Here is a 25,866-nt window from a genome sequence, read left to right on the forward strand (position 1 = left end):
GTTGCGCCGCGGCAAGGTTGGCGAGATCGGGTGATCTGTCCCCACTGGTCGGTGAGCGGCTCCGGAAATCGCGTTCGGCGCACGAAAAGGGACCTTCACCGACAGCCGCTTTACTCACGATGCACCCTCAGGGTGCATAGCAAAAAGGGTCTTTGGTCACCGAAGTGGTTCGACCGCGAGCTGTCGGTAGTCGGCCGCGATCCGCGTCAGATGTGAACAGGCGATGTCGTCGTAAGTGGCGTAGCGCTCGACTTCGGCGAAGTTCTTTTCGTAGTCGGCGACTTCCCGCTCGTCCGTGACGAGCGCCGTGGCCGTCTGCGTCCCGAGGAGCACGGCGCGCGAGTCGTAGATGTCGAAACCGTGGAGAACGGGGACCGAAACCGGTGTGGTCCACGGGATCACGCCCAGCCGCACCCGGCCGCGGCACGACAGGTCGATGAGATGCCCGAGCTGGGCCTGCATGGTCGCCGCCCCGCCCATGTTCCAGCGCAGGGCGCCTTCGGTCAGCACGAAGTGGAACTCGCGGTCCGAATCGAGGATCCGCTGGCGCTCCAGCCGGGCGTCGACCGTCTGGTCGCGTTCGCCGCCCGGCAGGGAATCGCCGAACAGCGCGGTGACGTACGCGCGGGTCTGGAGCAGGCCGAGCACGATGGTCGGCTGAAAGCTCCGGATGCGGGCGGACGCCGTCTCGATCTTGCCGATGCGTTGCTGCATCCGCCAGGCACCGCGCTGGAAGACGACACGGGCGGACGACGCCTCTTCGCGGAGGTCCCGCGTGATCGAGACCAGTTCGCGCCGGATCTTCGCGGGCGCGCCGTAGGCTCGGCACAGGGCGACGACCTGGTCCTCGGTCGGCATGAACGCGCCGGTCTCGACCCGCGAGACCTTCGATTGACTGAGGCTCGTGAGCCTCGCCGCCTCGGTTCCGGACAACCCGGCGGCCTTGCGCAGACGGCGCAGTTCGGCAGAAAGATGGTCTTGGTTCGTCACGCACGGCTTTCTGGGGCGATCGCGGATACCGAAGACCTGGCAAACCGGGCGAGCCGGACTGCCAGGTCTGTCACGATAGCCCGCGGAGGCCCGATCCGCGCTGTTCGCCGGGAGCCGCTTCAGCGAGGAAGCGCCGAAGCCCGCCAGGCGCCTTCGCCGGGAGCGAGCGGGGCCCGCACGAGCGAGGCCTTGTCCGCCCACCACGAATCCCGTTTCGGCGCCGCTTCCGGCGCCTTGGCGCTCGCCGCCGCCGCGACGACGGCCGTCAGCGCGGCGAGTTCGACGTCGCTCGGATCGCCCTTGAGGACCCGCAGGAGCGGGGTTTCGGGCGCGTTCACAGCGGGATGTTCCCGTGCTTCTTGGGCGGAAGCGTCTCTCGTTTGCCCTGGAGCAGCGAGAGCGCCTTCGTGATGTGGCCGCGGGTGTGCGCGGGCACGATGACCGAGTCGACGTAACCACGCTCCGCCGCCGCGTACGGGTTCAGGAGCGTGTCCTCGTACTCCTGGATCAGCTCGGCCCGCAGCGCGTCGACGTCCTTGCCGTCGGCGGCGGCCGCGGCGAGCGTCTTGCGGTGCACGATGTTCGCCGCGCCCTGCGCGCCCATGACCGCGACCTGCGCTGTCGGCCACGCCAGGTTGACGTCCGCGCCGAGATGCTTCGACCCCATGACGTCGTACGCGCCGCCGTACGCCTTGCGGGTGATGACGGTGACGAGCGGGACGGTCGCTTCGGCGTAGGCGTAGATCAGCTTCGCGCCGCGCCGGATGATGCCGTTCCACTCCTGGTCGGTGCCGGGCAGGAAGCCAGGGACGTCGACGAAGGTCAGCACGGGGATGTTGAACGCGTCGCAGGTGCGCACGAACCGCGCGGCCTTCTCGGACGCGTCGATGTCGAGGCAGCCGGCGAACTGCGTCGGCTGGTTCGCCACGATGCCGACGCTGCGCCCGTCCACCCGGCCGAAACCGACCAGGATGTTGGGCGCGAACAGTTCGTGCACCTCGAGGAAGTCGCCGTCGTCGACGACGCGGTTGATGACCTCGTGCATGTCGTACGGCTGGTTCGGCGAGTCCGGGATCAGCGTGTCGAGCTCGCGATCGGTCTCGGTCACATCGTCGAAGAACCCGCCCGGCGCCGCGTCGGTCTCGAACAGCGGCGCCTCGGACAGGTTGTTCGCCGGGAGGAACGAGAGCAGTTCCTTGACGTAGGCGATGGCGTCCTCGTCGTCGGAACCGAGGTAGTGCGCGACACCCGAACGGGTGTTGTGCGTGCGCCCGCCGCCGAGTTCCTCGAAGGAGACCTCTTCGCCGGTCACGGTCTTCACGACGTCGGGGCCGGTGATGAACATGTGGGAGGTCTTGTCGACCATCACCACGAAGTCGGTCAGCGCGGGGGAGTAGACGTGCCCGCCCGCGTTGGCGCCCATGATCAGCGAGATCTGCGGGATGACGCCGGACGCCTTGACGTTGCGGTTGAAGATCTCGCCGTACAGGCCGAGCGAGACGACGCCTTCCTGGATCCGCGCGCCGCCGCCCTCGTTGATGCCGATGATCGGGCGGCCGGTCTTGATCGCCAGGTCCATCACCTTGACGATCTTCTCGCCGTACACCTCGCCGAGCGAGCCGCCGAAGACGGTGACGTCCTGGCTGAACACGCACACCGGGCGGCCGTCGACGGTGCCGTAGCCGGTGACGACGCCGTCGCCGTAAGGCCGGTTCTTCTCCTGGCCGAAGTTGACCGAGCGGTGCTTCGCCAGCTCGTCGAGTTCGACGAACGAGCCTTCGTCCAGGAGCAGGTCGATCCGCTCACGAGCGGTCTTCTTGCCCTTGGCGTGCTGTTTCTCCACCGCCCTCGCGGAACCCGCGTGCACCGCCTCGTCGTACCGGCGGTACAGGTCGGCCAGCTTGCCGGCCGTGGTGTGGATGTCCGGTTCGTTCTCGGGCGGCGTCCCGAGCGGCTCCGTCGCACTGCTCATGAATCCGCAGCCTAGCTACTCGACGGTCACTTCGCGTGTGGCGTAGGCAACGTCCTGCGCCAGGGGGAAGCGTGTACCAGCCTGGATGGCGGGGTGCGGTTGCTCGCAGGGTCGGTCCGTGAAGGCCTCCTTGCCTACTCTGAGGGTAGTGAAGGGCTCCTTCACTACCCTCGCGTTCGCCACGTTCGTTTCATGCGCAGCGGCGACCAGGGTGCCGCGCCCTGGACCCACCGGTCGGACATAGGGCTAGACGGAGGCGCGGACCAGGCCGGATTCGTACGCCGCGATCACGAGCTGCGCCCGGTCCCGTGCCGCGAGTTTGTGCAGGAGATGGCCGATGTGCGTCTTCACCGTCGCCAGCCCGAGGTGCAGTGTCCCGGCGATCTCGTCGTTCGACAGGCCGCGCGCGATCAGGCCCAGGACCTCCCGCTCGCGTGTGGTGATGTTGTCGAGCGAGGCCGCGACGCGCTGGCCTGGTTCGGGAAGGCGGGCGAACTCGGCGATGAGCCTTCGCGTGATCGAAGGGGCGAGCAGTCCTTCGCCCCCCGCGACGACCCGGATCGCGGTCAGCAGCTCGGCGGGCGGGGTGTCCTTCAGCAGGAATCCGCTCGCCCCCGCGCGCAGCGCCGAGTAGACGTAGGCGTCGAGGTCGAAAGTCGTCAGCATCAGCACGTGGACGCCTTCGGTGGCGGCCGACGAGCAGATCCGCCGGGTCGCCTCGATCCCGTCCAGTTCCGGCATGCGGACGTCCATCAGCACGACGTCGGGGCGTTCCTTCTCGGCCAGTTCCGCCGCTTCCGCGCCGTCGCCCGCTTCCCCGACGACCTCGAGGTCCGGCGCGCTGTCGACGAGCACGCGGAAGCTGCCGCGCAGCAACGCCTGGTCGTCGGCGATCAGTACGCGGATCATCGTGTCCCCATCTCCTTGGCGGCGTACGGCAGTCGCGCGTACACCCGGAACCCCCCGGCGGGCAGCGGGCCCGCTTCGAAGTCACCACCGTAGACCGCGACGCGTTCGCGCATGCCGATCAAACCGTGGCCGCCGACCGTCGCGGGCGAGCCTTCGCCGCGGCCGTCGTCGACGATCTCGACGCTGACTTCGCCCGGGTCTTCGGTGATCGTGATCCGGCAGGCCGACGGCCCCGCGTGCTTCACGACGTTGGTCACCGCCTCCTGCGTGATGCGGTAGACCGAAAGCGCGACACCTTCCGGCAGGTCGTCGATCAGCTCCCCGGTCAGCTCGACCCGCACCCCGGCCTGTCCGGCGCGTTCGGCCAGGGTCCGCAGGTCGGCGAGTTTCGGCGCGGGGCCGAGCGCGGCCTCGGGCGTGCCGTCGCCGGAGCGCAAGACGCCGAGCATCCGCCGCAGTTCGACGAGGGTTTCGCGGCTGGTGAGTTCGATGACCCGCAGCGCTTCGCGCGCTTCTTCGGGTTGTTCCCGCGCGACGTGGTTGCCGACGGCCGCTTTGACCGCGATCAGGCTCATGCTGTGCGCGACGACGTCGTGCATTTCGCGGGCGATGCGCAGCCGTTCGTCGGAAACGGCCTGGTCGGCCTGGGTTTCGGCGAGTTGGGCGAGGTTCGTGCGCCGCTGCCGCGTCATCCAGCCCAGCGCCCACGAGCCCGCCACCCCGCCACCCGCGAAGGCGGTCGACGCGATCGTGTTCGGCCCGAGCCGCAGGAGTTCGAAGATCATGACGACGACCAGGCCGAGGCCCATCGCGATCAGCGAACGGGCCCGGGGGTGTTCCAGCGCCACGGTGTACAGGGCGCATCCGGTGGCCAGGAGCGCGGCCGGGCCCAGCCCGTTGCCGGCGATCAGGGCCGGGACCAGGCTGCCGAGGCCGAGGCCGTAGGAGATCATGGGCCGGTGACGGCGCAGCGCGATCGCGATACCGCTGGCGGCGACCGTGGCCCAGGCGAGCCACATCGGGATGGCGACGAGGAACGTCCAGGTCCCCGCGCCGAGGTTCCCGCCGACGGCCACGACGAGCACCAGCGCGAGCAGCGCGTCGATCGTGTTCGCGACGCGGCGGGAGAGCCCCGACGGTTGTTTCATACGCGAAACCTAGCCGGATGGACGCGGTCTCCGCGTCCATCCGGTGGACGTCATCCCCTGGGTGGAGATCAGCTTCCGTGAGCCGCCGCGAAGAACTCCTTCAGCTTCTCTCGCCAGCTTCGCAGCGCCTCGGGCACGACGTCGTCCTGTCCGTCCGGGACGGTTCGGGTCAGCTCGACCATGGTGCCGTCGAGTTCGGAGTGGGTGAACTCCCAGCGGACGACGCCGCCCTCCGGCAGCGAGAACTCCAGCAGCCGTGGGGGTTCTTCGCGGATGATCGTGCCCGCGGGCTTTTCGGCGGCGAGCAGGGCCCAGAGCTCATCGAGGGGTTTCCAGATCAGGTCGCGGCGGAAGCGGATCACCTTGCCGTCGCCGGTTTCCAGGACTTCGCCGTCCGCGAGCCCGAACTCCTCGACGTAGGCCTCGATGGGGCCGGCCCAGTCCCGGGGCGGCTCGTGTTCTTCGCCGTCGAGCAGGGCGGTGAGCGCGACGAGGCAGCTGTCCCATCCGGCGGCCGTGCGGCCCGCCGCGATCCTGGCGATGGCGGGTTCGCCGCGGCCGAACGTATGCGTGAACAGCAGGCGGCTGCCGTCACCGTCCGGGGTGATCTCCCAGCGCAGCACGTCGTCGTTCCAGCTGAAGGCGAACACGCGCGGTTCGTCGGCTTCGAGGACCTTGCCCGCTGTCGGGGCCTCTTCGCCTTCGAAGGTGAACTCGATGACCCCACCCGGCCGCAGGTCGACGGTGATCGCCGCGGGGAACCATTTCGCGAGCTCCGAGGGCTCGGTGACCGCCCGCCAGACGCGCTCAGGACTGTGCGCGAGACGACGTTCGATCCGCAGCGCGGGCCGTTCTTCGACGGTTTCCAACCGGGCGCGAGCGATCACGGTTACCTCCTAATGTGCCGTCAGGGGAATATAACCGCATAGGAATACTGGGTCAAACGTCGAGGTGGACGTCGTTTCCGCGCCGGCCGGGCGCGAACGCGTCGCGCAGGATCAGTGCGTCGTCGTAGTCGCCGCCGTTCTGGCTGCGGAACGGGATCGGGTCGCGGGTGGACAGTGTCCGCAGGCGTTCTCGCAGTGCTTCGGCGGCCGCGTCGTACTGGTCGGGGGAAACGCGGTCGGCGCCGCAGACCGTCAGCGGGGGCAGGACGGACATTCCCGCGTACCACAGGGTTCCGTGCTGTAGCGGGAACAACAGGTCGTCGATCTCGCCGTTGACGCCGCGCGGTCCGATCGTGGCCTCCGGCGCACCCGCGGTCAGCACGACCATGGCGCGTTTCCCGGCCAGCGCCCCTTCGCCGTAGCGCGCTGTCCGGCCGTCGGGACGCTGGACGCCGTAGGCGAAACCCTTGACGAAGACGCGGTCGAACCAGCCCTTGAGGATGGCGGGCATTCCGTACCACCACAGCGGGAACTGGAAGACCACGGTGTCCGCCCAGGTCAGTTTGTCGTGCTCGGCGCGGATATCGGCGCTGAGCTCGCCGGACTTGAAAGCGTTCTTCGACGTCGAACCGACGATCAGCCGGTCGCTTTCGGCGGCCGAGCCGAAGTCGTCGGCGTCGACGACGGGGTTCCACTTCATCGCGTACAGGTCGGATTCCCGGACTTCGGCGCCCTGCGCGCGGAGGGTGCGCACTCCCTCATCGCGCAGCGAGCCGCCGAGGGAACGGGGTTCCGGATGGGCGAAGATCCACAGCACGTTCATGTCCTCACCGTCGCTTGGCCGCACGGTTCGGCGCGAGTGGCCCGATGGCCAACATGTGCAAGAATCAAGCCATGGGCTCTTTCGTGCATCCCGGCCGCCATCGGGTCGCCGTGCTGGTCCGCCACGGAATGCTGGTGATGGAGCTGGGCATCGTCACCAGGCTGTTCGGCACGGCCAAGTCGGCCGGCGGCGAGCCGCTCTACGAGGTCGTCACCTGCACGCCGGAACCAGGGCAGATCCGGACCGACGCCGACGTCGTCATCTCGGTCGCGCGAGGGCCGGAGGTGCTGGCCGAGGCCGACACCGTCGTCATCCCGGCGTCGTCCACCGAATACGAGCCGACGGGGCAGGACCTCACCGAACCGCTCGCCAGGGCGCTGGAGCTGATCCGGCCGGACGCCCGGATCGCGTCGATCTGCACGGGTGCTTTCGTGCTCGCCGCCGCCGGCCTGCTCGACGGCCGGAAGGCGACCACGCACTGGCGTTCGGCGCTCGACTTCCAGGCGAAGTTCCCGAAGGTCGCCCTCGATCCCAACGTGCTCTACACCGACGACGGCAACGTCCTGACCGCGGCGGGCGTCGCGTCCGGGATCGACCTCTGCCTGCACATGATCCGCTGCGATCACGGTGCCGCCGTCGCGAACGAGGTCGCGCGCGGAACGGTGGTCTCGCCGCATCGCGAGGGCGGGCAGGCGCAGTTCATCCGGCGTCCGGTGCCGGAACCGCAGTCCTCGTCGACGGCGGCCGCGCGGACCTGGGCGCTGGAGAACCTCGACAGGCCGCTGACCTTGCGTGAACTCGCCGCGAAAGAGGCGATGAGCACGAGGACGTTCACCCGGCGGTTCCGCGACGAAGTCGGGATCTCGGCGCTGCAGTGGCTGACCCAGCAGCGGATCGAACGGGCCCGCCAGCTGCTCGAAGAGACCGATCTGCCGGTGGACAGGGTCGCCGCCGACGCGGGTTTCGGGACCGCCGCGTCGCTGCGCCAGCACCTGCAGGCCGCGCTGGGGGTCTCGCCGAGCGCGTACCGGAACACCTTCCGTGAGGCCGTTTAGAGGACGCCGAGAGTGCTGACCGCCTGGTAACTTACCCAGAAATAAGTTCCGGAGGTGGGTTAGTGAAGGCCCTTAAAATCGCTGAGCGCGTGCTGTTCGGCGCAGCCGCGATCGGCACCGTGTACGCCGCCAGGACGGGCAACCGGAAGGTGCGGCTGGTGGCCAAACCGGCTGCGGTCCCGGCGCTCGCCGCCCGGGTCGCGCGGGCGAGAGGGCTCGCGCCGGGGGAGAAGGGCCTGCTCGTCGCCGCCTTGGTCGCGGCGGGGGCGGGCGACCACTTCATGGGCAGGTCCGACGAGGACGGCGAGCTGATCAAAGGCGCGACGTCGTTCGGCGTGATGCAGGTGCTGTACTCCGCGCTGCTGTGGCGCCGCGGCGCTCGCCCGCGCGCCGCGACAGCGCCGCCCCGGCTCGGGGCGTGGGCGGCGGCCGCCGTCGCGATGGCGCTGCCGAAGCCGTCTCCAGTGTCCTCGGTGCTTTCGGTCTATGGCGGCCTGCTGAGCACGACGTCGACCCTCGCGGCCGACCCGGTCTTGGCGCCGAAGGCCAAGGTCTCGGGCGGCATGGTGGTCCCGTCGGGTGACCGCCGGACCTGGATCGCCGCCGGCGCGCTGCTGTTCTCCGCGTCGGATCTGGCGATCTTGATCCGCCGCAACTTCGTCACCAGCGAGCGGGTGCGGGCCAACCTCGAGACCTTCGTGCTGACGTCCTACCTCGCTTCGCAGTGGCTGCTCGTCGAGGGTATGACCGCGGAAGACTGAAAGTTAAGCATCTACTTGACTATCGCTCGGCGTGGGCGGATAGTTAAGCATGTGCCTAACCAACGGATGGACCAGGTGTTCAAGGCGCTTTCCGACGGGACGCGCCGCGAAATGATCGAGCGCCTCACCCGGGGACCCGCCTCGGTGGGGGAGCTCGCGCAGCCGTTGTCGATGTCGCTGCCCGCCGTGATGCAGCACCTTCAGGTGCTGGAGGCCAGTGGGCTCGTCCGGTCGGAGAAGGCGGGGCGTGTCCGCACCTGCCACCTCGAACCGGACGGCCTGCGGATGGCCGAGGACTGGCTCGGCGGGCAGCGCACCGGCTGGGAACACCGGCTCGACCGCCTTGGTGGCTTTCTGGATTCCGACGAAGGGAAACGGTCATGACCGTCAAACACGCCACTTTCACCCTCGAACGCGTCTACCCCGTGTCGCCGGAGCGCGTCTTCGCGGCTTGGTCCGACCCCGCCGCGAAAGCCGGTTGGTTCACCGTGCCCGGCGGCGGGCACACCCTGGACTTCCGCGTCGGCGGCCGCGAGGTCACCACCGGTCCTCCCGACGACGGGAAGGGAATGGTCTTCGACGCGCACTACGAGGACATCGCCGAAAACGAGCGGATCGTCTACTCGGGGACCCTTTCCGCGAACGAGGTCCTCGCGACCGTGTCGGTCACGACGGTGCTGCTCGAAGCCGAAGGCGACGGAACCCGGCTGACACTGATCGAGCAGGGCACCTTCCTCGACGGACACGAAGAACCGAGCTGGCGGGAGCAGGGCACCGGAACCTGGCTCGACAACCTGGGGAAGGTTTTTTCGGCAGTATGAAGGCATGCTGACCGCCGAGCTGATCGTCGACCACCATGTCCCGTCGGAACCCGCGCTGTCCCCGGATGGACTCCGGATCGCTTACCAGGTCGAGACCGTCACCAAAGGCATCCCCGAGATCTGGCTCGCGGACAGCGGTGGAGAGCCCCGGAAGCTGGCCGAGGGCACCTCGCCGAAATGGTCGTCGGAATCCCTCTACTTCCTGCGGGACGGCCAGGTCCACACGGTGGACGGGTCGCTGTTCGCCTGGGGGAGCGAGATCACCGAGTTCGTCCCGATGCGCGACCGGATCGTGTTCATCGCCGAGGACGAGACGCCGGTCGCGGACATCTGGGTCTGGAGCGAAGGCCTCCGCCCGGCGCGGCTGCGGAGCTTCGACCCGAAGACCGGCGAGATCACCACACTGATCGAAGACCACGTGGTCGGGGTCGCCGGTCGTCAGGACGACAAGGCGGTCGCCGTCATCACCTGGTCGACGCCCGAGATCGATCCCGGCGGCCTCGAACCCCGGCTTTCCGTGCTGGACCTGGAAACCGGGGAACGGCGGGAGCTCGGGAAGACCTCGTTCGAGGCCGAGAGCCCGGTCTGGTGGCGTGATGGCGACAGCTGGCACGTCGCGTATCTCGCGACGCCGGAGAAGGTGGGTGGCCGGGCGGTCTTCGACGTTCCTGTGGAAACGGGGGAGCACCGGAACCTGGCACCGGAATCGGCTTGCCCGCTCAGGCTCGCGCAAGTCGATTCCGGCGCTCCGCTGATGCTCGTCGCCGACGGGCTCGACACCGCCCTTCATCGGCTCGGTTCCGGCGAAGTGTCGTTCTGGCGCGGTCAAGCGGATGCGATCGCTTCGAACGGCGAGATCGTGGCCATCGTGCTGAGCACCGCCCATCAGCCGAAGAATATCCACAGCGGACCTGTGGGCGGAGCTTTGACGCGCGTCGGTGACCTGGTGCCGGAGTTCGCCGGGATCACCTGGGGGTCGCAGGAACGCTTGTCCTACAAGGCTTTCGATGGCCTCGCTCTGGACGGCTTGCTCGTCCTGCCGCCGGGTAAGACGCGGGAGGACGGACCCTTCTCCCTGATCACGATCCCGCACGGCGGACCGTACGACCGGCACGCGGACGGGTTCCGGCTCGCCTGGTTCCCGTCCGCGCAATGGCCGGCGTCGGCGGGACACGCCGTCTTCCTGCCGAATCCCCGTGGGGGACAAGGCCATGGCCATGAGTTCGCCGCTTCGGTCGCCGGACGTGTCGGCCTCGAAGAATGGAGGGACATCGAGACCGGGATCGACCTCCTCGTCGCCGAAGGGGTCGCCGATCCGGACCGGCTGGGGATCATGGGCGGGAGTCACGGCGGTTTCATGACGGCCTGGGCGGTCGGGCAGACCAGCCGGTTCAAGGCGGCCCTGATGGTGGCCGGGATCTGCGACTGGGGGATGCTCGCCGGGACCGGCGAATTCGGTCCTTACGATGCCCTGCTCGGCGGAAGTACCGGCTGGGAAGGGGAAGGCCCGCACCGGCACGACCGGCTGAGCCCGATCTTCTACGCGTCGAAGATCGAGACCCCAGTGCTGATCGCGCACGGCGCGGACGACACGAACGTCCCGTTGTCCCAGGCGGAATACTTCCATCGCGCGCTACGGCACTTCGGCGTCGAACACGACTTCGTCGTCTATCCCGGCGAAGGGCATTCGTTACGCAAGCGGGAAAACCAGCTGGATCTGCTTCGCCGCATGCACGAGTGGTTCGCGCGCCTGCTTTAGCTCCAGTCGGTCTGAGGCACTCCGGGGATGTGCGTGCCGAAGGTCCATTCGTAGCCTTCGAGATCGTCGATGCGGCAGCGGTAGTTGCCCCATTCGGTGTTCTCGGGCTTCCAGACCGTTGTCGCGCCGGCTTCGATGGCGGAAGCGAAAACGGCGTCCACGGCCTCCTGCGTCGGAAGGCTGACGTAGAGGCCGTGGCCGACCGTTTCCCCCTTGCGGGTCGCGCGGTCGTAGTCGTCCTCCGCGCTGAACACGATGATGGAGGCCCCGCCGAGCCGCAGTTCCGAATGCAGGATCAGGCCCTTGTCGTCAGGGAATTCCGTGACGGTCTCGAAACCGAAGGCGCGTTCGAGCCACCGAAGCGCCTTCGCGGCGTTGCGGTAGGCGAGGTAGGAATGGAGGGAGGCGGGGCGTTCCTGGGTTTCGGTCATGGGCACAGCCTGGCAAGGGATGCGGACAACCACTGTCCTCGATGCTCGGCATCACCAGACGAGTTTGATGCCGAGCACGGCGATGAGCACGCTGGACGCCAGCGCTGTCGCCAGCCGTCCGCGACGTCCGGTCAACGCCTTGCCCAGTACGGCCCCGCCGCCCGCGAGGAACAGTTGCCAGCTGGCCGAGGCCGCGACCGCCGCGAGCACGAAGACCACGTGTTCCGCCGAGGTCGCGGCGGCCATGTCCTCGCTGCCGAGCACGAGGGCGGCGAAGTAGACCACCGTCATCGGGTTCAGCAGGGTGATCCCGAGCAGGCTCACATAAGCCTTCACCGGTCCGATCGTGGCGGGCTCGCTCACCTCGGCTTTCGTGGTTTCACGGTAGGTCCGGACCCCGGTGATTCCGATGTGGACGGCCATCCCGAGCAGTACCGCGACCGAAATCCAGCGCAGCGGCCCGGCGATCGGCTGGATGACCGAGACGAGTTTGCTGCCGCCGAGGACCGCGATCAGGGCGTAGAGCCCGTCGGCCGTGGCGATGCCCAGCGCGGCGTACGCGCCGATCTTGAGCCCTGACCGTGCCGTCAGCACGACGAGATAGGTCCCGACCGCGCCCACCGGGATGGCGATGCCATAGCCGGCGAGCAGGCCCGCGACGAGCGCGGCGCTCACGGTCGGACTGGAGTCGGCCTCCGCCAGGACCCGGTCTGCTGCTTCGTCCGCGCCCGTCGGACGACGGAGGGCGACGGCAGGAAGGTTCGGGTCGAAGTCATGTGCAGAAGGATGCGAACGAACGGCCTCGCGCGCAACACAATTAACCTCATGAGTGGCAGGAACGGTTAGAACCGTCCTGCCACTCACGAGGCGTCAGACGCGGGCCGTCTCCAGAACGGCGTCCAGGTCGGCCAGCAGCCGCGCCTTCGGCCGCGCCCCGACGGTCGTCCAAACAGGACTTCCGCCCCGGAACAGGATCAGCGTAGGCAGGGACATCACCTGGTAGTTCCTTGCGGTGAGCGGGTTCTCATCGGAGTTGAGCTTGCGGATGATCAACGCGTCGGCACGTTCTTCGGCGATCTCGGCGAGCACCGGCGTGATCATGTGGCAAGGCGGGCACCATTGCGCCCAGAAGTCCACCAGGACGGGTTTGTCCTGGTCCAGGACGAGTTCTTGGAAGGTTTCGTCGGTGACGACGGAAAGGGACATTCAGGCCTCCTCGTTTCGCGGCACGACGACGCACGGCCCCGGCGGCGTTTTCAACGCGCCCGCCAACTTGGCCAGCAGGCTGTCCCGGGCGTCGTTGAGCCTGGCCAGACAGGCGTCCACCTCGGCGAGTTTGCGTTGGTAGACCTCGATCGAATCGGCGCACGAGTCGCCGGTCTCGTGACCGGCGCGCAGGCATTCGACGAACGGCCGGGTGTCTTCGAGGCTGAGCCCGACCGCTTGCAGGGTCAGGATCTCGTTCACCAGGCGATAGTCGTCCTCGTCGTACTCGCGGTACCCGTTCGACGCGCGCCGTGCGTCGAGAAGCCCTTGTGACTCATAGAAACGCAGCGCGCGCGTGGTGGTCCCGGTACGCGCGGCGAGTTCGCCGATCCGCATGGTCCCGAGCGTAAACCTTGACCTTGGCGTCAAGGCAAAGCTCACTCGTCGAGATCGACCCGGATGGTCAGCAGGTCGGTGCCGATCGCCTGCACGGCGGCGCTGTTGAACCGGGGAAGGGCCCTCAGCCGGGCGCGGGGATCGTCGTCGGGGAGCAGGTGCGCCGTGCCCGTGTGCCACTGGCCCTTGAGCCGGACCCGGACGCGCGGATCCGCCTGGATGTTGCGGACGTACTGCGACTTCTCGCCGAACTCCGAGACGATCCAGAACTGGCGGCCCACCTTGCGGCCGCCGATCGGTGTCAGCCGGGGCTCCCCGGACTTGCGGCCGGTGGTTTCGAGGAGCGGCTGGTTCGGAACCCGGGCGAGGACCGGGTTGCCGACGTGCCGCTGGAAGGTCGTGGCCACCCGGTGCTTGATCTCGTGATAGCGCGACATGGGTACAGGGTGCCTGATGCCGCCGGTTTTCGTCGGTCGGTCTCAGTACGCTCGGTCCATGGTGAACGAGTCCGAAGTGGGCCTGGGCGACGGGACCACGCTGCACACGTACGACACGGGCGGGTCCGGTCCGGTGGTCTTCTGGCACCACGGGACCCCGAACATCGGTGCCCCGCCGTCGCCGCTGTTCCCGGCCGCCGAACGGCTCGGGCTGAGGTGGGTCTCCTACGACAGGCCCGGTTACGGCGGCTCCTCGCCACGTCCTGGCCGAGATGTCGCGTCGGTGGCATCGGACGTCGAGAAGGTCGCCGACGCCCTGGGCGTCGAGCGCTTCGCGGTCTTCGGGCATTCCGGCGGCGTGCCACACGCGTTCGCTTGCGCGGCCTTGCTGCCGGAACGGGTCTCGGCGCTGGTCGGCGTCGCGTGTTTGGCTCCGTACGGCGTCGACGGGCTGGATTGGTTCGCGGGAATGAGCGCTGCGGGAGTCGGCTCGCTGACGGCCGCTCTGGCGGGACGGGAAGCGAAGGAGAATTACGAGGCGACGGCCGAGTTCGACGAGCAGACGTTCACCCCGTCGGATCACGCGGCCCTGGCGGGTGACTGGAAGTGGTTCCTCGACGTCGTCGGCCCCGCGATCGAGGGCGGGCCCGGCGCGCTGATCGACGACGATCTCGCGTACGTCGCACCATGGGGATTCCAGCCGTCCGACGTCACAGCCCCGGTCCTGCTCCTGCACGGCGGCGCGGACCGGATCGCACCCGTCGCGCACGGGGAGTGGCTCGCCCGGCAGTGCGCCACGGCCGAGGCGCGCGTGTTCCCGGAGGACGGGCACATCTCCGTCCTCCGCCATGGGGAAGCCGCACTCGAATGGCTGGCCGAACGCCTTTGACCTGCGAGATCGTCCTCGTGCGGCACGCGGAGCCCGTTCCGCCTCCGCCGGTCGCGGCGCGGCACCCGGCCTCCCTGCAAGTACATGAAGGCCTCCTTCCTTGCGCTAGGCGCAAGGAAGGAGGCCTTCATGTACTTGCAGGGAGGCCTTCACGGGCCGACGCAGGGGACCACTTGTGACCTGAGGTGGTGTCCCCAATGTGGCGTTGGGGGCATCCAGCGTCCCCAACGCCACATTGGGGACATTCCCGTGATCAGGCCGCGGGCCGTCCGGCGCCGGTGTAGTCGTCGCCCTTCGAGTGGTACGTGTGGATCTGGATCGCCTGGCCCTGGGTGGGCGCGTTGATCATCAGGCCGTTCCCGAGGTAGAGCCCGACGTGATGGATCCGCGTCCCCGGGTTCCCGTAGAACACGAGATCGCCGAGCTTCGGCTCGCCGGGTACCTGCGGCAGCGCCCGGAACTGGCTGTCCGCGGTCCGCGGGAGCGCGACTCCGGCCTCGTCGTAGGACGCCTTCGTCAGCCCGGAGCAGTCGAAGCCCGCCGCGCCCGCTTCCGGCCCGTTGCCGCCCCACACGTACGGGAGCCCCAGCTGGCCGAGGGCGAACCGGGCCGCCTTCACCGCGGGGCTGGAGGAGCGCGCCGGGTCGAGGGACAGCGTCGCGTACAGCTGGGAGTTGCCCAGGACGCGCTGCCGGAACAGTTCGGCCTCGTTGCCCTTGCCGCCCTGGTAGCCGGCGATCGCCTTCCACCAGCCGTTGCCGCCGCCGAGGTCGGCTCCGGAAGCGCACAGGGCGCGTCCGGCGGCGACCGAAGCGGAGTCGGGGTCGGCGAGTGCGGGCTTCGCGATCCCGGGGATCGCCGCGCCGTGCTTCTTCCACTGCTGCGCGGACAGGCCGAGGGGGTTTTCGCCGCCGCGACCGTGGTTCGAGCTCGCCGCGCCGACTCCGGCCAGGGTGACCCAGGAAAGGTGGCAGTTCGGCTGCTCGCCGCGCAGCGCCAGTTCGCCGTTCGCGTAGCCGATGAGCGACTTCGCCGGGATGTCGAGCGGCCCGGCGAGCTTCTGGGCCCACTCTTCGAGCGGCCGGACGCCCTGCGGTGTCTCCTGCGCCTTGACCGGGGCGCTGACTTCGAGGACCGACGGACCCGCGCCGCCGCCGACGGTGGCAGGGTCCTGCTTCGCGGCGGGGACAGGCACCGGCTGGTTCCCGTCGGCGGGCGCCGGATCGTTGCCGCCCGCGAGCAGCCAGCCCGCCGTCGCGAGCCCCGCGACCAGCGGGAGGGCGACCAGGCCGCGCATCGCCACGCCGTGCGCCCACGACTTCTTCGGGCTGGTTTCGGGCGCGCTCAAGGCGGAGTCGGGCTCGGTCACGCCGTCCAGGTTATTGGAGACCACCTCTGCGTAACGAGCGAACGCCTTGCACGTTAGGGGGACTCTCATATTCTGGGCAGATGAGTGAGACGGGAGCGCTCGACGCCGAGCGTCTGAGTGCCGCGCTGTCCGGCCGGTACGCCGCGATCCAGGTCGTGGCGAGTACCGGGTCCACCAACGCCGACCTGCGGGAATCCGCCGCGAAGGGGGCCGAGGATCGCACAGTGCTGATCGCCGAAGAGCAGACGGCCGGTGTCGGCCGCCGCGCGCGGCAGTGGTCCTCGCCGAAGGGAACGGGCCTCTACGTCAGTGTCCTGCTGCGTCCGAGCGGGGTCCCGTTCGCCAATTTGGGTTCACTTTCCGTGGTCGCGGGCCTCGCGGTCCGGGAGGTCGCCGCGGATCTGGGCGTCGACGCCGTCCTCAAGTGGCCGAACGACGTCCTGGCCGGTCCGGAGCGCGCCAAATGCGCGGGCATCCTGGCGGAGGCCGTCGCCGGGGACGAGACCACCGTGATCCTCGGCATCGGCCTGAACGTGCTGCCGCTCGGCGAGAACGTCCCGGCCGGGCCCGGTGGCCTGCCCGCGACCTCGCTGGCCGAGCAGGGGGCGACGGTGACCGATCGCGCCGAGATCGCCGCGCGGCTGCTCACCGGTTTCGACGAACTCGAACGCCGCTGGCGGCTCGCCGGCGGGTCGCTGGCGGAGGCGGGCCTGCTCGGGGACTGCCGGCGGCATTGCGCCACGCTGGGCGTGGATGTCGAGGTCCAGCTGCCCGACGGCTCGGCGCTGACCGGCCGCGCCGCCGACATCGATCCCGCCGGCCAGCTCCAGGTCGATGTTCCCGGTGGTGAGCGGTACACGGTGTTCGCCGGAGACGTCGTCCACGTGCGGCCGGCCGGGTCCTGATCCGTGCGGTGCGATTTACGACGTCCGGTCTTCCGCCGGGACCGTTCGCCGGTACGGTGAGCTCACCAGCGCCGAACACACTTTGGGAGCGTCCGTCGTGGCCTATCCGGACGATTTGCTCAGCGAAAACGAGCACGTCGTGGTGCACAGTCACCCGCATTTCAAGATGCTGATCTTCCCCTTCCTCGCGTTGATCGTCACGCTCGGCGGGGCCATCGCGCTCGGCGTTTTCGCGAAGGACGCGACGGCCCCGTGGGACCTGATCTGGCTGATCGCGATCGCCGCGGTCGGGCTCGGTCTCGTCGTGTGGCTCTTCCTGGCACCGTTCGTCCGCTGGCGCACGACGCACTTCATCGTGACCACGGACAGGCTGATCGCCCGTGAAGGTGTCCTGAAGCGGACCGGGATCGACATCCCGATGTCGCGGATCAACAGCGTCCAGTTCGAGCACGGGCTGCTGGACCGCGTCTTCGGCTGCGGCACGCTGGTGATCGAGTCCGCCTCGGACGAACCGCTGAAGTTCGACGACATCCCCAAGGTCGAGCGCGTGCACACGGTCATCTACCGGGAAGTCAACGACAACCCGTACGACGACTACGCACCGCCCGCCGGGGCGCAGCCGCAGCAGACCGAACCGCTTCCCCCGCAGGGCCACCAGCCCCGCGGAAACCGGCGTCGTTGATGGGCACGCGAGAGCTGGGCCTGCCCGATCGCGTCCCGTCCGCCGCGGCCCTGCCGGAACACGTGACGATCTGGGAGGTCGGCCCCCGGGACGGCCTTCAGAACGAGAAGACGATCGTCCCGGTCGAGGTCAAACTCGAATTCCTGGACAAACTCGCCGATTCGGGCCTCACCACGCTCGAAGCGACCAGTTTCGTGAGCCCGAAATGGGTGCCGCAGCTGGCCGACGCCGAGCAGCTCCTGGCCGGGCTCGACAAGCGCGAAGGCGTCCGTTACCCGGTGCTCGTCCCGAACGAGCGCGGGCTGGACAGGGCACTGGAGGCCGGGGTCTCGCATATCGCGATCTTCGCCAGCGCCACCGAGACCTTCGCCAAGAAGAACCTCAACTCGACGGTGGACGACCAGTTCGCGATGTTCGAGCCGGTCGTCACCCGGGCGCGGAACGAAGGTCTCGACGTCCGCGGGTACGTGTCGATGTGCTTCGGCGACCCGTGGGAGGGCGCCGTCCCGGCCACACAGGTCGCCGGGGTCGGCAAGCGGCTCCTGGACCTCGGCTGCTCGCAGCTCTCGCTCGGGGACACCATCGGTGTCGCCACCGCGGGCCAGGTCGAGGCGCTGATCGGGCAGTTCCCCGACGTCGGCACCCTGGCCGTCCATTTCCACGACACCTACGGCCAGGCACTCGCGAACACGCTGGCCGCCCTTCGCTGCGGAGTGTCCACTGTGGACTCCTCGGCCGGTGGACTGGGCGGCTGCCCGTACGCCGAATCGGCCACCGGCAACCTCGCGACCGAGGACCTGGTGTGGATGCTCGACGGTCTCGGCGTCGAAACCGGGGTCGACCTCGACGCGCTGGTGGCGACGAGCAAGTGGATGGCAGGGAAGCTCGGCAGGCCCAGCCCGTCCCGGGTGGTCAACGCGCTCGCCGGCTGAGGTTCGCGCGCTTCCGGGTATCCGCCGACGAGAACGCCGGTCGGCGCTAAGGTTCTAGCGCGTCCTGTCCGCTGCCTCCCCCTTTCACCGGTGGGGACCGATTCCTTGGGGGAGGTGCGGTGACCGATCCGAGCGAGGCCGGAACGGGCCCGATCCGGCTGCCCGCCGACTATGACGCCCCGACACCGCCTCACGGGGTGCGCGCTCCGTACGCGCCTTCGCCGTGGCCGCCCGCGGTCGCACCATTGCGAGTTCCCTTCCCGCAGCCGTCCGCCCCGCCGCCCATGGGGGCCTTGCGGACCGAGCGGGAGAGCGTGATCGCGCTGTTCCTCGTGCACATGTTCCCCATCGGGCATCTCCCGGTCGCGATGGGGAAACCCGCGCGCCAGTTGCCCCTCCCCGAGGGCGGTTCCGGCCCGCAGGATCACCCCGAGGCGGGTGTGCTGGACGATCTGGACGCGTTGTCGCACGTCAGCAGCGGTTTCCGGCGGTCGCCGACGACCCCGGCCGTCGCTGCCCCGGCGGAGCTGACCAGGGGACACGACCCGTGGGGCGGAGAGTCCCCAGAGGACTGGCGAGAGCGCTTCGTGGGCACAACGAGCTATCTCTGGCCTCCCGGTGAGGGCGGTATCGACCCGGCGACGCCGATGATGCTCGGCACCGGCACCCATCTCGACCGCTTCGGTGACCAGCACGGCCGGGTGTTCGCCGAGGACGCGACCTTGTTTTCCATGCGTTCGCTGCCGCCGGATCAGGCCTCCGGGTACCGGCGCTACCGCGTCGTCCGGCCGCTGCCGGTCTGGCGTTCGGTGACCGCCGAGTGGTTCGGCCAGCCGGGTGGCGGGGTGCGCCTCCGCACGGTGCTGGGCGCGGATGAACTTGTCACGCTGGGCTTCCTGGCGGACGTCACGGGGGAGGTTCGGTGAACACGGGGACGATCCTGCGCTGGCTGGCCGCGCTGGGAGTGCCTGCCGAGGTGGTCTCGGTCGGCACGGAGACGGACAACGCCTGGTGCCTCATGCGCACTGAGGAAGAAGGGGCCGAGCCCGCCTGGGAGGTCTTCTGGCGTGAGCAGGGCAACCGGTACGACTGGGCACGGTTCACCAGCGAACAGGTCGCCTGCCACTACCTCTTCGGACGTCTCGCCTGGTCGCAGGTCGCGCGCGGCGCTGTCGGCCTGCTACCCGGCCACTGACCTCAACGCTTCAGGATCGCCAGGGCCTCGTCGTGGAGCAGGCCGTTCGTCGACAGCGCCGAGCCGTTGTCGTAGCGCGCTTCGCCGGCGAGGTCGCTGAACCGGCCACCGGCTTCGGTGATCAGTACCTGGGCGGCAGCGACGTCCCACGGGTTCACGACGCATTCCGCGGTGATGTCGAGCGCGCCCTCGGCGACCAGGCAGTGGTGCCAGAAATCGCCGAAAGCGCGGCTCTCCCAGCACGCGTTGACGAGGTCGAGGTACTTGTCCCGCGAGTGGTACTCCACCCACGAGTTCAGGTCCGTTGTGGACAGATAGGCGTCTTCGAGCGACGCGACCTTCGACACCGAGATACGGCGTTCCCCGGCGGAGTCGCGCATCCAGGCGCCGTCCCCGGTGGCGGCCCACCAGCGGCGGCCGAGCAGCGGCGCGCTGATCATGCCCACCACGGGCGTGCCGTCTTCGACGAGCGCGATCAGCGTCGCCCAGACCGGGACGCCGCGCAGGAAGTTCTTGGTCCCGTCGATCGGGTCGAGGACCCAGGCGCGGCCGGTCGCGGCCGAACCGCCGCGTTCCTCGCCGAGCACCGCGTCGTCCGGGCGGTCTGTGGCGAGGATCGCACGGATGGCGTCTTCGACGGCGGTGTCCGCGTCGGTGACCGGGGTCCGGTCGGGTTTGCGTTCCACAGCCAGGTCCAGCGCGCGGAACCGGGCGGTGGTGATGGCGTCGGCGGCGTCGGCCAGCCGGGTGGCGAGTTCCAGATCATTCTCGTAGCCAGGCACGGTCACGATGGTTTCACGCCCGGCAGTCGTAGAGTTGGCCAGGTGAGCATGGTGCTACTCGCCGAGGACGACCCGGCCATCGCCGATCCGCTTTCCCGCGCACTCCAGCGGGAGGGGTACGACGTGCGTGTCGTCGGCGACGGGCCCGCCGCCCTCGACGTGACCGCGAGCGATCGGGTGGACCTGCTGGTCCTCGATCTCGGCCTGCCCGGGATGGACGGCCTCGAGGTGTGCCGCCGGCTGCGTGCCAGTGGCACCGAGGTGCCGGTGCTGATGCTGACCGCGCGCACGGACGAGGTCGATTTCGTGGTCGGGCTCGACGCCGGCGCCGACGACTACGTCGCCAAGCCGTTCCGGCTCGCCGAACTGCTGGCCCGGATCCGGGCGCTGCTCCGCCGCCGGGCGCCCGAAGTGCTCGAAGCCGGGGGAGTGCGGATGGACCTCGGTGCGCGGATGGTCACCGTCGACCTGCACGAGGTGCAGCTGGCGAACAAGGAGTTCGAGCTGCTGCGGGTGCTGATGAGCCGCGCGGGCCAGGTCGTCAGCCGCGACGAGATCCTCGCCGAGGTGTGGAACGACCTCGAATCGAAGACCTCGAAGACCCTCGACATGCACATGTCCTGGCTTCGCCGGAAGCTCAGCATCGCGGCCGACGAGGCGGCGGGGCGGGCGGGCAAACCCGGCGGGAACGGCGACGGCGAACGGCGGATCGCCACGGTCCGCGGCGTCGGCTTCCGCTTCAACGCGGAATAGCATGCGCCGTCGCATCCTCCTGGCGATCCTGCTCGCCGTCGCGGTCACCGCGGCGGTGCTGGGCATCCCGCTGGGTATCACCGCCTGGCAGCTGGTCGAGAACCTCAACCGCGAGAACCTGGCGTCCTCGGCCCGCGGGATCGCGGCGACGCTGGACAACGAGATCGCCGTCGGCCAGCCGATCAACCTCGACCTGGTCCGGGTGGCCGTCCCGCAGGGTGGGCTGCTGACCGTCCGCGCGCAGGGGCAGATCGAGAAACGGTACGGCTCCGACCCGGGCTCCGACGTCGTGTCCGAGCGGGCGCCGATCGCCTTGCACGGCGAGGTCGAGCTGGCCATGCCCGCCGGGCCGATGCGGACTCGCCAGACCCAGGTGACGCTGCTCGTGCTGCTGCTGGTCGTGCTGTCGGTGGGCACCGGCACGGTGGTCGCGACAGTGACCGCGCGGCGGCTCGCGAAACCGCTGAGACACGTCGCCGATCGGGCGGTCAAACTCGGCGGCGGTGATTTCCGGCCGGATCCGAAACGCTACGGCGTCGGCGAACTCGACATGGTCGCCGAAGCGCTCGACGCGTCCGGTACGGCGCTCGCGCAGCTCGTCCAGCGCGAACGCCAGCTCGTCGGCGATGTCTCCCACCAGCTGCGGAGCAGGCTGACAGCGTTGCAGCTGCGGCTCGAACCGCTCACCGTCCACCCCGACCAGGACGTCGTCGACGAGGCGAAGGCCGCGCAGGAACAGGCGGACCGGCTGGCCGAGGCGCTCGACGAGCTGCTGGCCGCCGCGCGGGCGGCGCGCGAGGTCGGCGCGGAACCGGTGAATCTGCCGGAAATGCTTCCCGAGATCTCGGAGGAATGGCGACAGCTGCTTCGCGCCGAAGGCAGGCATCTGCGGATCCGCGTCACCGACGGGCTGAGGGCGAGGGCGACGCCGGGCCGTCTGCGCGAGGTCGTGGGTGTCCTGCTCGACAACGCGCTGCGCCACGGCGCGGGCACGGTCACACTCGCCGCCCGGCGCGGTGACACGGAGGGCACCGTCGTCATCGAGGTCGCCGACACCGGATCGGGGGTTCCCGACGAGCTGGCGCCACATATCTTCGAACGCGGATTCTCCGGCGGCGGATCGACCGGCGTCGGGCTCGCCCTCGCCCGCGCGCTCACCGAGGCGGACGGCGGACGGCTGGAGTTGTCCAGCAAACAGCCCGTGGTGTTCAGTCTCTTTCTGAAGGTTCCCCGGCCGGGTGATGTGGCCGAGGTGCGGTGGCCCGCCGAGCGAGTCCCTCGCTAAGACCTCCCGAAGGATCTCCCCATCGGGCAATGCCGCGGAAGCGCGCCGACCTAACGTCGGGGAGTGCGTGCGACGGCGTTCCGGTACCGCCCACCGGTGAGCCCGGTGGGCGCGGCGACCGTGGAGATCGGCAAGGTGGCGATTTCCGTGCGGTTGTCCTTCGACGGCGACCTCTACGCGTGCCGTCGTCCGCCCGGTGTGGTGGAGCGGATGGAGGCCGAAGCCCTCGACCTGCTTTCGAAGGGCCTGTTCGTCAGCGGGATCGACACCCCGGTCGCGACCGTCACCGCGGCGGCGGGACACCGGTTCGTCCAGGAGACCGCCGTGTTCCAGCCCCCGGGCAGCTGGGTCTACCGGGGCACGTGCGGGGTCGGCGCCGACCGGAACGGGCTGACCTTGACCGGAATGCTCGGCTACCGCCTCGAAGTGCGCGCGGGCTGGGCCCGGCGGGCAGGCGACTGCGGCCCGCCCGAGACCGCGGCCGAATGGTGCGAGCTCTTCGGCGCGCAGCTGGCGTCCATCGGCGGGGTGGTCCTGCGGCGTGCCTCGGTGCTCAGTCTCGGTACTCCGCCGTGACCGTGACGACGAACGCCGCGCGGGCGGGCAGGCCGAGGCCGACCCACAGCCCGGTCGGATCGGTCTTCCCGATGGCCAGCCGGAGCGGTTGCTCGTCGACCAGGAGGAACTCGGTCCCGAGCAGCACCCGCAACGAGCGGTCGAGCAGGGTGTGCTCGTCCCGGACCTTGTCCGCCCGCGCGGTGATCAAATAGGACAGTTCGCAGCGCTTCGCCCGCACGGCGCCGGTTCCCGGACCGGCGCCGTGCAGGGCGAAGAGGAACAGATCGACGGTCGACACCGGCGTCTCGGTCTGCCAGGTGGGTTTCGGCGGATCCAGGCGGACCACCGTCCCCTCCGGCAGATGAGGCGCGATGAGCCGGCACAGCGCCTCGTCGACCTGGGTGATCACGGCGTCAGATCAATCCCTCACGCAGTGCGTAAGCCACCGCGTGCGACCGGTTCCGGAGCTGGAACCGGTTGGTGACGTCGTGCAGGATGCTCTTCACCGTGCGCTGCGAATAGCAGAGCTGGTCGGCGATCTCCTGCGTCGAGAACCCCGACGCGACCAGCTTGAGCACCTCGGTTTCCCGGCTGCTCATGCCACCCAGATGCAGGCCGCGCGGCTGCAGGACCTGACGTTGCAGCCGCGAGACCCGGTGCAGGAGCCTGCCGAGCAGGTCGGGCGGGAGCGCGCCTTCCCCGGCGGCGGCCGCCTTGATCAGCCGGACCAGGACGTCGGCGCCCGCCTCCGAGCGGCGGGCGACCGCGCAGACGCCGTGCTCGATGGCGCCGAGGATCTCGTTGTCGTCGACTTCACCCGCGATGAGCACGATGCGGGTGAACCCCTGGTGGTGCAGTGCCGACAGCAGCTGCGTCATGGCTTCGTCGAGACGGTCGGTGACCAGGAGGGCCACCATGGACGGGTCGGCGGTCTCCCCGTCCACCAGCCAGACGTCGTCACGGGAGCGCAGCGTCACGCAGACGCCGTTGTGCAGTATCGGATCGGTGGCGCGAACGACCACAGGTGTCCTGTTCGGTTCGAACATGTGATTCCCATTCCCCTCGAACGGTGCGAGGGTCCCACCCCTCGCACCCCTCACCCTGCCGGGTGAGGTGTCCCGGGCGCATGGGACTCCGGTCCCGAAATTGCCCGAAAAGCCGCCCTTATCGGGGTCGCTTTTTCAACGCGGCGTTTTCAACGGCCAAGCCCGGCTTCGCGGGCGCGCACGATCGCTTCCGCGCGGTCCGTGACGTGGAGTTTGCTGAACACGTTGGAAATGTGGTTCCGGACGGTCTTCGGGCTGAGGCACAGGGTGCTGGCGATGACGGTGTTGCTGTGCCCGCCGGCGATGAGCGACAGGACCTCTCGCTCGCGGACGGTCAGTTCCGGGAACACCGTGTCCGTGTTCGGCTGACCGTGGTTGAAGAAGCCGAGAACCCGCGTCGCGATGTCCGGCCCGAAGATCGCCTCGCGCCTCGCGACGGCGTGAACCGCGCGGATGATTTCGTCGGGCTCGGCGTCCTTCAGCAGATATCCGCGCGCCCCGGCACGCATCGCGGAGAAAACGGATTCGCTCTCGTCCGCCATCGTCAGCATGAGCACACCCACGTCCGGCCGTTCGGCGACGATGTGCCGGGTCGCCTCGGCGCCGCTGATGTCGGGCAGATGCAGGTCCATGACCACGACGTCGGGTCCGAGAGCGCTCGCCGCGCTGATCGCGTGCGCCCCGCTCGCCGCCTCGCCGACCACGTCGACTTGAGGTTCGTTGGCGAGCAGGGTGCAGACCCCGAACCGGAACAGCGGATGGTCGTCGACCACGAGCACGCGAAGGCGTTCGTTCATACGGGCTCCCCCTGTCTCCCCGACGCGGCACGTTAGCGAGAGGGCCGGTCGCGGACAACGCGTGGTCCGGACAGCGGACCGGCGAGAATTAAACGCCTGATGAGTGTCGCGTATCGAGGGGATCCGCCCAAGTCATTAACCCTTTCGGCGCAGGCGGGGATCCAAAGTCCGTGAAGGCCTCCTTCCCTACCCTCAAGGTAGGGAAGGAGGCCTTCACGGAGAAAGGGGCCGAAGGTCAGGCGAAGGCGCCGGCGTGTTCTCGGGCCCAGTCCGCGAACGTCAGCGGTGCCCGGCCGAGAAGTTCGCGGACGGTGCCGAACACGATCTCCTCGTTCCCGGCGGACTGCCGTTTGAGCTCGAAGATCCCGTCGATCGCCGAAGCGGGCCAGCCGAAGCCGAGCATTCGCGCACGCGCGTCGGCTTCGGGCTCTTCGACGTAGGTGAGCGTCCGGCCGAGGGCGTCGCCGAGGATTTCGACCTGCCGCCGCGTAGTGAGGGCTTCGCCACCGGTGATCGGGTACGTCCGGCCCGAGTGCCCGTCGGTGGTCAGCACGGTCGCGGCGACTTCGGCGATGTCGCGGACGTGCACCAATGCGGACGCCGGATCGCCTTCGGGGACGCGGATGATCCCGTCGCCACGCACGGCGGTCAGCCAGGCGAACCGGTTGTCCATGAACGTGCCGGGACGCAGGATCGTCCACTCCGGCCCGGCCTCGCGCACGGCCCGCTCGGCCGCGGTGTGCACCAGGGAGATCGGGTCTGTCTGTCCGAAGTGGACGCCGGTGGTCGAGAGTTTGACGACATGCGCGACACCGGAAGCGGCCTTGAGCACGGCCTGCTCCTGGGCGAGCGGGTCCGAGCCATGCCCGGAGGTCAGGATGAAGACGCGTTCGACGCCGTCGAGCAGCGCGGGGTCGAAGGCGTCGAGATCGCAGGCGGCGACTTCGGCGCGCGGATCGATCCGGGCGCGGGCGGGGTCGCGTGTCAGGGCGCGTACGCGAGCGCCCTTGTCCAGCAGCGCGGGCACGAGTTCGCGGCCGATCTTGCCGGTGGAACCGAGAACGAGGATCATCGTAGA

Annotated in this window: 32 protein-coding genes; 14 read left to right on the forward strand and 18 right to left on the reverse strand. The window is 69.3% G+C overall.

Annotated elements, in window-relative coordinates; translation table 11 throughout:
* Positions 1-156 precede the first annotated feature (156 nt).
* From ACFOSH_RS21245 to ACFOSH_RS21275, 7 genes are all read right to left on the reverse strand, one after another.
* Complete coding sequence (locus ACFOSH_RS21245; RefSeq protein ID WP_378240762.1) at positions 157-990, reverse strand: helix-turn-helix domain-containing protein; 834 nt, start codon at positions 988-990, stop codon at positions 157-159.
* Positions 991-1,109: 119 nt separating this feature from the next.
* On the reverse strand, positions 1,110-1,328 hold the full coding sequence (locus ACFOSH_RS21250) for an acyl-CoA carboxylase subunit epsilon (RefSeq protein ID WP_378240763.1): 219 nt from the start codon (positions 1,326-1,328) through the stop codon (positions 1,110-1,112).
* A complete protein-coding gene (locus ACFOSH_RS21255; RefSeq protein WP_378240764.1) occupies positions 1,325-2,962 on the reverse strand; it encodes an acyl-CoA carboxylase subunit beta in 1,638 nt (545 codons plus the stop codon). Before ACFOSH_RS21255 ends, ACFOSH_RS21250 begins: the two co-directional genes overlap by 4 nt.
* 246 nt (positions 2,963-3,208) lie before the next feature.
* Positions 3,209-3,871, reverse strand: coding sequence for a response regulator (locus tag ACFOSH_RS21260; protein ID WP_378240765.1), 663 nt, complete (start codon positions 3,869-3,871; stop codon positions 3,209-3,211).
* Positions 3,868-5,019 carry a sensor histidine kinase gene (locus tag ACFOSH_RS21265; protein WP_378240766.1) on the reverse strand — a complete coding sequence of 384 codons (1,152 nt, stop codon included), beginning with the start codon at positions 5,017-5,019 and terminating at the stop codon, positions 3,868-3,870. The genes ACFOSH_RS21260 and ACFOSH_RS21265 overlap by 4 nt, the downstream gene beginning before the upstream one ends.
* Positions 5,020-5,087: 68 nt before the next feature.
* Positions 5,088-5,906 (reverse strand): SRPBCC family protein, encoded by an 819-nt coding sequence (locus tag ACFOSH_RS21270; protein WP_378240767.1) that lies wholly within the window; start codon positions 5,904-5,906, stop codon positions 5,088-5,090.
* A 52-nt stretch (positions 5,907-5,958) separates the two neighbouring features.
* Entirely contained in the window at positions 5,959-6,729 is a 771-nt protein-coding gene (locus ACFOSH_RS21275; protein WP_378240768.1) for an NAD(P)H-dependent oxidoreductase, read from the reverse strand.
* Positions 6,730-6,773: 44 nt separating this feature from the next.
* On the opposite strand from ACFOSH_RS21275, the gene ACFOSH_RS21280 reads away from it, so the two are divergent.
* From ACFOSH_RS21280 to ACFOSH_RS21300, 5 genes are all read left to right on the forward strand, one after another.
* Positions 6,774-7,784: a GlxA family transcriptional regulator gene (locus ACFOSH_RS21280; RefSeq protein WP_378240863.1), complete on the forward strand. Its 1,011-nt coding sequence runs from the start codon at positions 6,774-6,776 to the stop codon at positions 7,782-7,784.
* Positions 7,785-7,873: 89 nt separating this feature from the next.
* Positions 7,874-8,545 (forward strand): lysoplasmalogenase family protein, encoded by a 672-nt coding sequence (locus tag ACFOSH_RS21285; RefSeq protein ID WP_378240769.1) that lies wholly within the window; start codon positions 7,874-7,876, stop codon positions 8,543-8,545.
* 66 nt (positions 8,546-8,611) lie between these two features.
* Positions 8,612-8,929: an ArsR/SmtB family transcription factor gene (locus tag ACFOSH_RS21290; RefSeq protein WP_378240864.1), complete on the forward strand. Its 318-nt coding sequence runs from the start codon at positions 8,612-8,614 to the stop codon at positions 8,927-8,929.
* Positions 8,926-9,366 (forward strand): SRPBCC family protein, encoded by a 441-nt coding sequence (locus ACFOSH_RS21295; protein WP_378240770.1) that lies wholly within the window; start codon positions 8,926-8,928, stop codon positions 9,364-9,366. The genes ACFOSH_RS21290 and ACFOSH_RS21295 overlap by 4 nt, the downstream gene beginning before the upstream one ends.
* A gap of 4 nt (positions 9,367-9,370) precedes the next feature.
* Positions 9,371-11,125 (forward strand): alpha/beta hydrolase family protein, encoded by a 1,755-nt coding sequence (locus ACFOSH_RS21300; protein ID WP_378240771.1) that lies wholly within the window; start codon positions 9,371-9,373, stop codon positions 11,123-11,125.
* On the opposite strand, the gene ACFOSH_RS21305 is transcribed toward ACFOSH_RS21300, so the two are convergent.
* From ACFOSH_RS21305 to ACFOSH_RS21325, 5 genes are all read right to left on the reverse strand, one after another.
* Entirely contained in the window at positions 11,122-11,556 is a 435-nt protein-coding gene (locus ACFOSH_RS21305; RefSeq protein ID WP_378240772.1) for a VOC family protein, read from the reverse strand. The two genes, ACFOSH_RS21300 and ACFOSH_RS21305, sit on opposite strands and share 4 nt — an antisense overlap.
* Before the next feature lie 51 nt (positions 11,557-11,607).
* The gene (locus ACFOSH_RS21310; RefSeq protein ID WP_378240773.1) at positions 11,608-12,231 is read right to left on the reverse strand and encodes a LysE family transporter; all 624 of its coding nucleotides are present in this window, start codon (positions 12,229-12,231) and stop codon (positions 11,608-11,610) included.
* Positions 12,232-12,426: 195 nt separating this feature from the next.
* Positions 12,427-12,762, reverse strand: a complete 336-nt coding sequence (gene trxA, locus ACFOSH_RS21315) for a thioredoxin (protein ID WP_378240774.1) — start codon at positions 12,760-12,762, stop codon at positions 12,427-12,429.
* Positions 12,763-13,158 (reverse strand): MerR family transcriptional regulator, encoded by a 396-nt coding sequence (locus tag ACFOSH_RS21320; RefSeq protein ID WP_378240775.1) that lies wholly within the window; start codon positions 13,156-13,158, stop codon positions 12,763-12,765.
* A gap of 41 nt (positions 13,159-13,199) precedes the next feature.
* Positions 13,200-13,595 (reverse strand): nitroreductase/quinone reductase family protein, encoded by a 396-nt coding sequence (locus tag ACFOSH_RS21325; RefSeq protein WP_378240776.1) that lies wholly within the window; start codon positions 13,593-13,595, stop codon positions 13,200-13,202.
* Positions 13,596-13,653: 58 nt separating this feature from the next.
* On the opposite strand from ACFOSH_RS21325, the gene ACFOSH_RS21330 reads away from it, so the two are divergent.
* Positions 13,654-14,484 (forward strand): alpha/beta fold hydrolase, encoded by an 831-nt coding sequence (locus ACFOSH_RS21330; protein WP_378240777.1) that lies wholly within the window; start codon positions 13,654-13,656, stop codon positions 14,482-14,484.
* A 253-nt stretch (positions 14,485-14,737) separates the two neighbouring features.
* Here the strand turns inward: ACFOSH_RS21330 and ACFOSH_RS21335 are convergent, their stop codons facing one another.
* The gene (locus ACFOSH_RS21335) at positions 14,738-15,853 is read right to left on the reverse strand and encodes a C40 family peptidase (RefSeq protein ID WP_378240778.1); all 1,116 of its coding nucleotides are present in this window, start codon (positions 15,851-15,853) and stop codon (positions 14,738-14,740) included.
* Positions 15,854-15,933: 80 nt separating this feature from the next.
* On the opposite strand from ACFOSH_RS21335, the gene ACFOSH_RS21340 reads away from it, so the two are divergent.
* The 5 genes from ACFOSH_RS21340 to ACFOSH_RS21360 all read left to right on the forward strand — a co-directional run bounded on the left by ACFOSH_RS21340 (position 15,934) and on the right by ACFOSH_RS21360 (position 19,567).
* Positions 15,934-16,758: a biotin--[acetyl-CoA-carboxylase] ligase gene (locus tag ACFOSH_RS21340; protein WP_378240779.1), complete on the forward strand. Its 825-nt coding sequence runs from the start codon at positions 15,934-15,936 to the stop codon at positions 16,756-16,758.
* Positions 16,759-16,855: 97 nt separating this feature from the next.
* Positions 16,856-17,440, forward strand: a complete 585-nt coding sequence (locus ACFOSH_RS21345; protein WP_378240780.1) for a PH domain-containing protein — start codon at positions 16,856-16,858, stop codon at positions 17,438-17,440.
* Positions 17,440-18,372 carry a hydroxymethylglutaryl-CoA lyase gene (locus ACFOSH_RS21350; RefSeq protein ID WP_378240781.1) on the forward strand — a complete coding sequence of 311 codons (933 nt, stop codon included), beginning with the start codon at positions 17,440-17,442 and terminating at the stop codon, positions 18,370-18,372. Before ACFOSH_RS21345 ends, ACFOSH_RS21350 begins: the two co-directional genes overlap by 1 nt.
* Before the next feature lie 119 nt (positions 18,373-18,491).
* On the forward strand, positions 18,492-19,298 hold the full coding sequence (locus ACFOSH_RS21355) for a TNT domain-containing protein (protein ID WP_378240782.1): 807 nt from the start codon (positions 18,492-18,494) through the stop codon (positions 19,296-19,298).
* Positions 19,295-19,567: a hypothetical protein gene (locus ACFOSH_RS21360; protein WP_378240783.1), complete on the forward strand. Its 273-nt coding sequence runs from the start codon at positions 19,295-19,297 to the stop codon at positions 19,565-19,567. Before ACFOSH_RS21355 ends, ACFOSH_RS21360 begins: the two co-directional genes overlap by 4 nt.
* Before the next feature lie 2 nt (positions 19,568-19,569).
* On the opposite strand, the gene hisN is transcribed toward ACFOSH_RS21360, so the two are convergent.
* The gene (gene hisN / locus ACFOSH_RS21365) at positions 19,570-20,355 is read right to left on the reverse strand and encodes a histidinol-phosphatase (protein WP_378240784.1); all 786 of its coding nucleotides are present in this window, start codon (positions 20,353-20,355) and stop codon (positions 19,570-19,572) included.
* A gap of 42 nt (positions 20,356-20,397) precedes the next feature.
* Here hisN and ACFOSH_RS21370 point away from each other — a divergent pair, with 42 nt between their 5' ends.
* From ACFOSH_RS21370 to ACFOSH_RS21380, 3 genes are all read left to right on the forward strand, one after another.
* Positions 20,398-21,102: a response regulator transcription factor gene (locus ACFOSH_RS21370; protein ID WP_378240865.1), complete on the forward strand. Its 705-nt coding sequence runs from the start codon at positions 20,398-20,400 to the stop codon at positions 21,100-21,102.
* 1 nt (position 21,103) lies between these two features.
* Positions 21,104-22,387: an ATP-binding protein gene (locus ACFOSH_RS21375; RefSeq protein ID WP_378240785.1), complete on the forward strand. Its 1,284-nt coding sequence runs from the start codon at positions 21,104-21,106 to the stop codon at positions 22,385-22,387.
* Between the two features lie 63 nt (positions 22,388-22,450).
* The gene (locus ACFOSH_RS21380; protein ID WP_378240786.1) at positions 22,451-22,963 is read left to right on the forward strand and encodes a hypothetical protein; all 513 of its coding nucleotides are present in this window, start codon (positions 22,451-22,453) and stop codon (positions 22,961-22,963) included.
* Here the strand turns inward: ACFOSH_RS21380 and ACFOSH_RS21385 are convergent.
* From ACFOSH_RS21385 to ACFOSH_RS21400, 4 genes are all read right to left on the reverse strand, one after another.
* On the reverse strand, positions 22,941-23,354 hold the full coding sequence (locus tag ACFOSH_RS21385; protein WP_378240787.1) for a hypothetical protein: 414 nt from the start codon (positions 23,352-23,354) through the stop codon (positions 22,941-22,943). The genes ACFOSH_RS21380 and ACFOSH_RS21385 overlap by 23 nt on opposite strands.
* A 4-nt stretch (positions 23,355-23,358) precedes the next feature.
* The gene (locus tag ACFOSH_RS21390) at positions 23,359-23,991 is read right to left on the reverse strand and encodes a helix-turn-helix transcriptional regulator (RefSeq protein WP_378240788.1); all 633 of its coding nucleotides are present in this window, start codon (positions 23,989-23,991) and stop codon (positions 23,359-23,361) included.
* A 149-nt stretch (positions 23,992-24,140) separates the two neighbouring features.
* Complete coding sequence (locus ACFOSH_RS21395; protein WP_378240789.1) at positions 24,141-24,788, reverse strand: response regulator; 648 nt, start codon at positions 24,786-24,788, stop codon at positions 24,141-24,143.
* Between the two features lie 235 nt (positions 24,789-25,023).
* Positions 25,024-25,860: an NAD(P)H-binding protein gene (locus ACFOSH_RS21400; protein ID WP_378240790.1), complete on the reverse strand. Its 837-nt coding sequence runs from the start codon at positions 25,858-25,860 to the stop codon at positions 25,024-25,026.
* Positions 25,861-25,866: the final 6 nt, after the last annotated feature.

It is taken from the genome of Amycolatopsis speibonae (assembly GCF_042647925.1).
In the GTDB taxonomy this organism is placed as follows: domain Bacteria; phylum Actinomycetota; class Actinomycetes; order Mycobacteriales; family Pseudonocardiaceae; genus Amycolatopsis; species Amycolatopsis speibonae.

Bases quoted from the DNA above. Each gene is read 5' to 3' on its own strand.
- ACFOSH_RS21255 (WP_378240764.1), bottom strand. From the start codon at position 2,962: ATGAGCAGTGCGACGGAGCCGCTCGGGACGCCGCCCGAGAACGAACCG.
- ACFOSH_RS21260 (WP_378240765.1), bottom strand. From the start codon at position 3,871: ATGATCCGCGTACTGATCGCCGACGACCAGGCGTTGCTGCGCGGCAGC.
- ACFOSH_RS21265 (WP_378240766.1), bottom strand. From the start codon at position 5,019: ATGAAACAACCGTCGGGGCTCTCCCGCCGCGTCGCGAACACGATCGAC.
- ACFOSH_RS21275 (WP_378240768.1), bottom strand. From the start codon at position 6,729: ATGAACGTGCTGTGGATCTTCGCCCATCCGGAACCCCGTTCCCTCGGC.
- ACFOSH_RS21280 (WP_378240863.1), top strand. From the start codon at position 6,774: ATGGCCAACATGTGCAAGAATCAAGCCATGGGCTCTTTCGTGCATCCC.
- ACFOSH_RS21290 (WP_378240864.1), top strand. From the start codon at position 8,612: ATGGACCAGGTGTTCAAGGCGCTTTCCGACGGGACGCGCCGCGAAATG.
- ACFOSH_RS21295 (WP_378240770.1), top strand. From the start codon at position 8,926: ATGACCGTCAAACACGCCACTTTCACCCTCGAACGCGTCTACCCCGTG.
- ACFOSH_RS21300 (WP_378240771.1), top strand. From the start codon at position 9,371: ATGCTGACCGCCGAGCTGATCGTCGACCACCATGTCCCGTCGGAACCC.
- ACFOSH_RS21305 (WP_378240772.1), bottom strand. From the start codon at position 11,556: ATGACCGAAACCCAGGAACGCCCCGCCTCCCTCCATTCCTACCTCGCC.
- trxA (WP_378240774.1), bottom strand. From the start codon at position 12,762: ATGTCCCTTTCCGTCGTCACCGACGAAACCTTCCAAGAACTCGTCCTG.
- ACFOSH_RS21320 (WP_378240775.1), bottom strand. From the start codon at position 13,158: ATGCGGATCGGCGAACTCGCCGCGCGTACCGGGACCACCACGCGCGCG.
- ACFOSH_RS21325 (WP_378240776.1), bottom strand. From the start codon at position 13,595: ATGTCGCGCTATCACGAGATCAAGCACCGGGTGGCCACGACCTTCCAG.
- ACFOSH_RS21330 (WP_378240777.1), top strand. From the start codon at position 13,654: ATGGTGAACGAGTCCGAAGTGGGCCTGGGCGACGGGACCACGCTGCAC.
- ACFOSH_RS21340 (WP_378240779.1), top strand. From the start codon at position 15,934: ATGAGTGAGACGGGAGCGCTCGACGCCGAGCGTCTGAGTGCCGCGCTG.
- ACFOSH_RS21350 (WP_378240781.1), top strand. From the start codon at position 17,440: ATGGGCACGCGAGAGCTGGGCCTGCCCGATCGCGTCCCGTCCGCCGCG.
- ACFOSH_RS21370 (WP_378240865.1), top strand. From the start codon at position 20,398: ATGGTGCTACTCGCCGAGGACGACCCGGCCATCGCCGATCCGCTTTCC.
- ACFOSH_RS21375 (WP_378240785.1), top strand. From the start codon at position 21,104: ATGCGCCGTCGCATCCTCCTGGCGATCCTGCTCGCCGTCGCGGTCACC.
- ACFOSH_RS21390 (WP_378240788.1), bottom strand. From the start codon at position 23,991: ATGTTCGAACCGAACAGGACACCTGTGGTCGTTCGCGCCACCGATCCG.
- ACFOSH_RS21395 (WP_378240789.1), bottom strand. From the start codon at position 24,788: ATGAACGAACGCCTTCGCGTGCTCGTGGTCGACGACCATCCGCTGTTC.
- ACFOSH_RS21400 (WP_378240790.1), bottom strand. From the start codon at position 25,860: ATGATCCTCGTTCTCGGTTCCACCGGCAAGATCGGCCGCGAACTCGTG.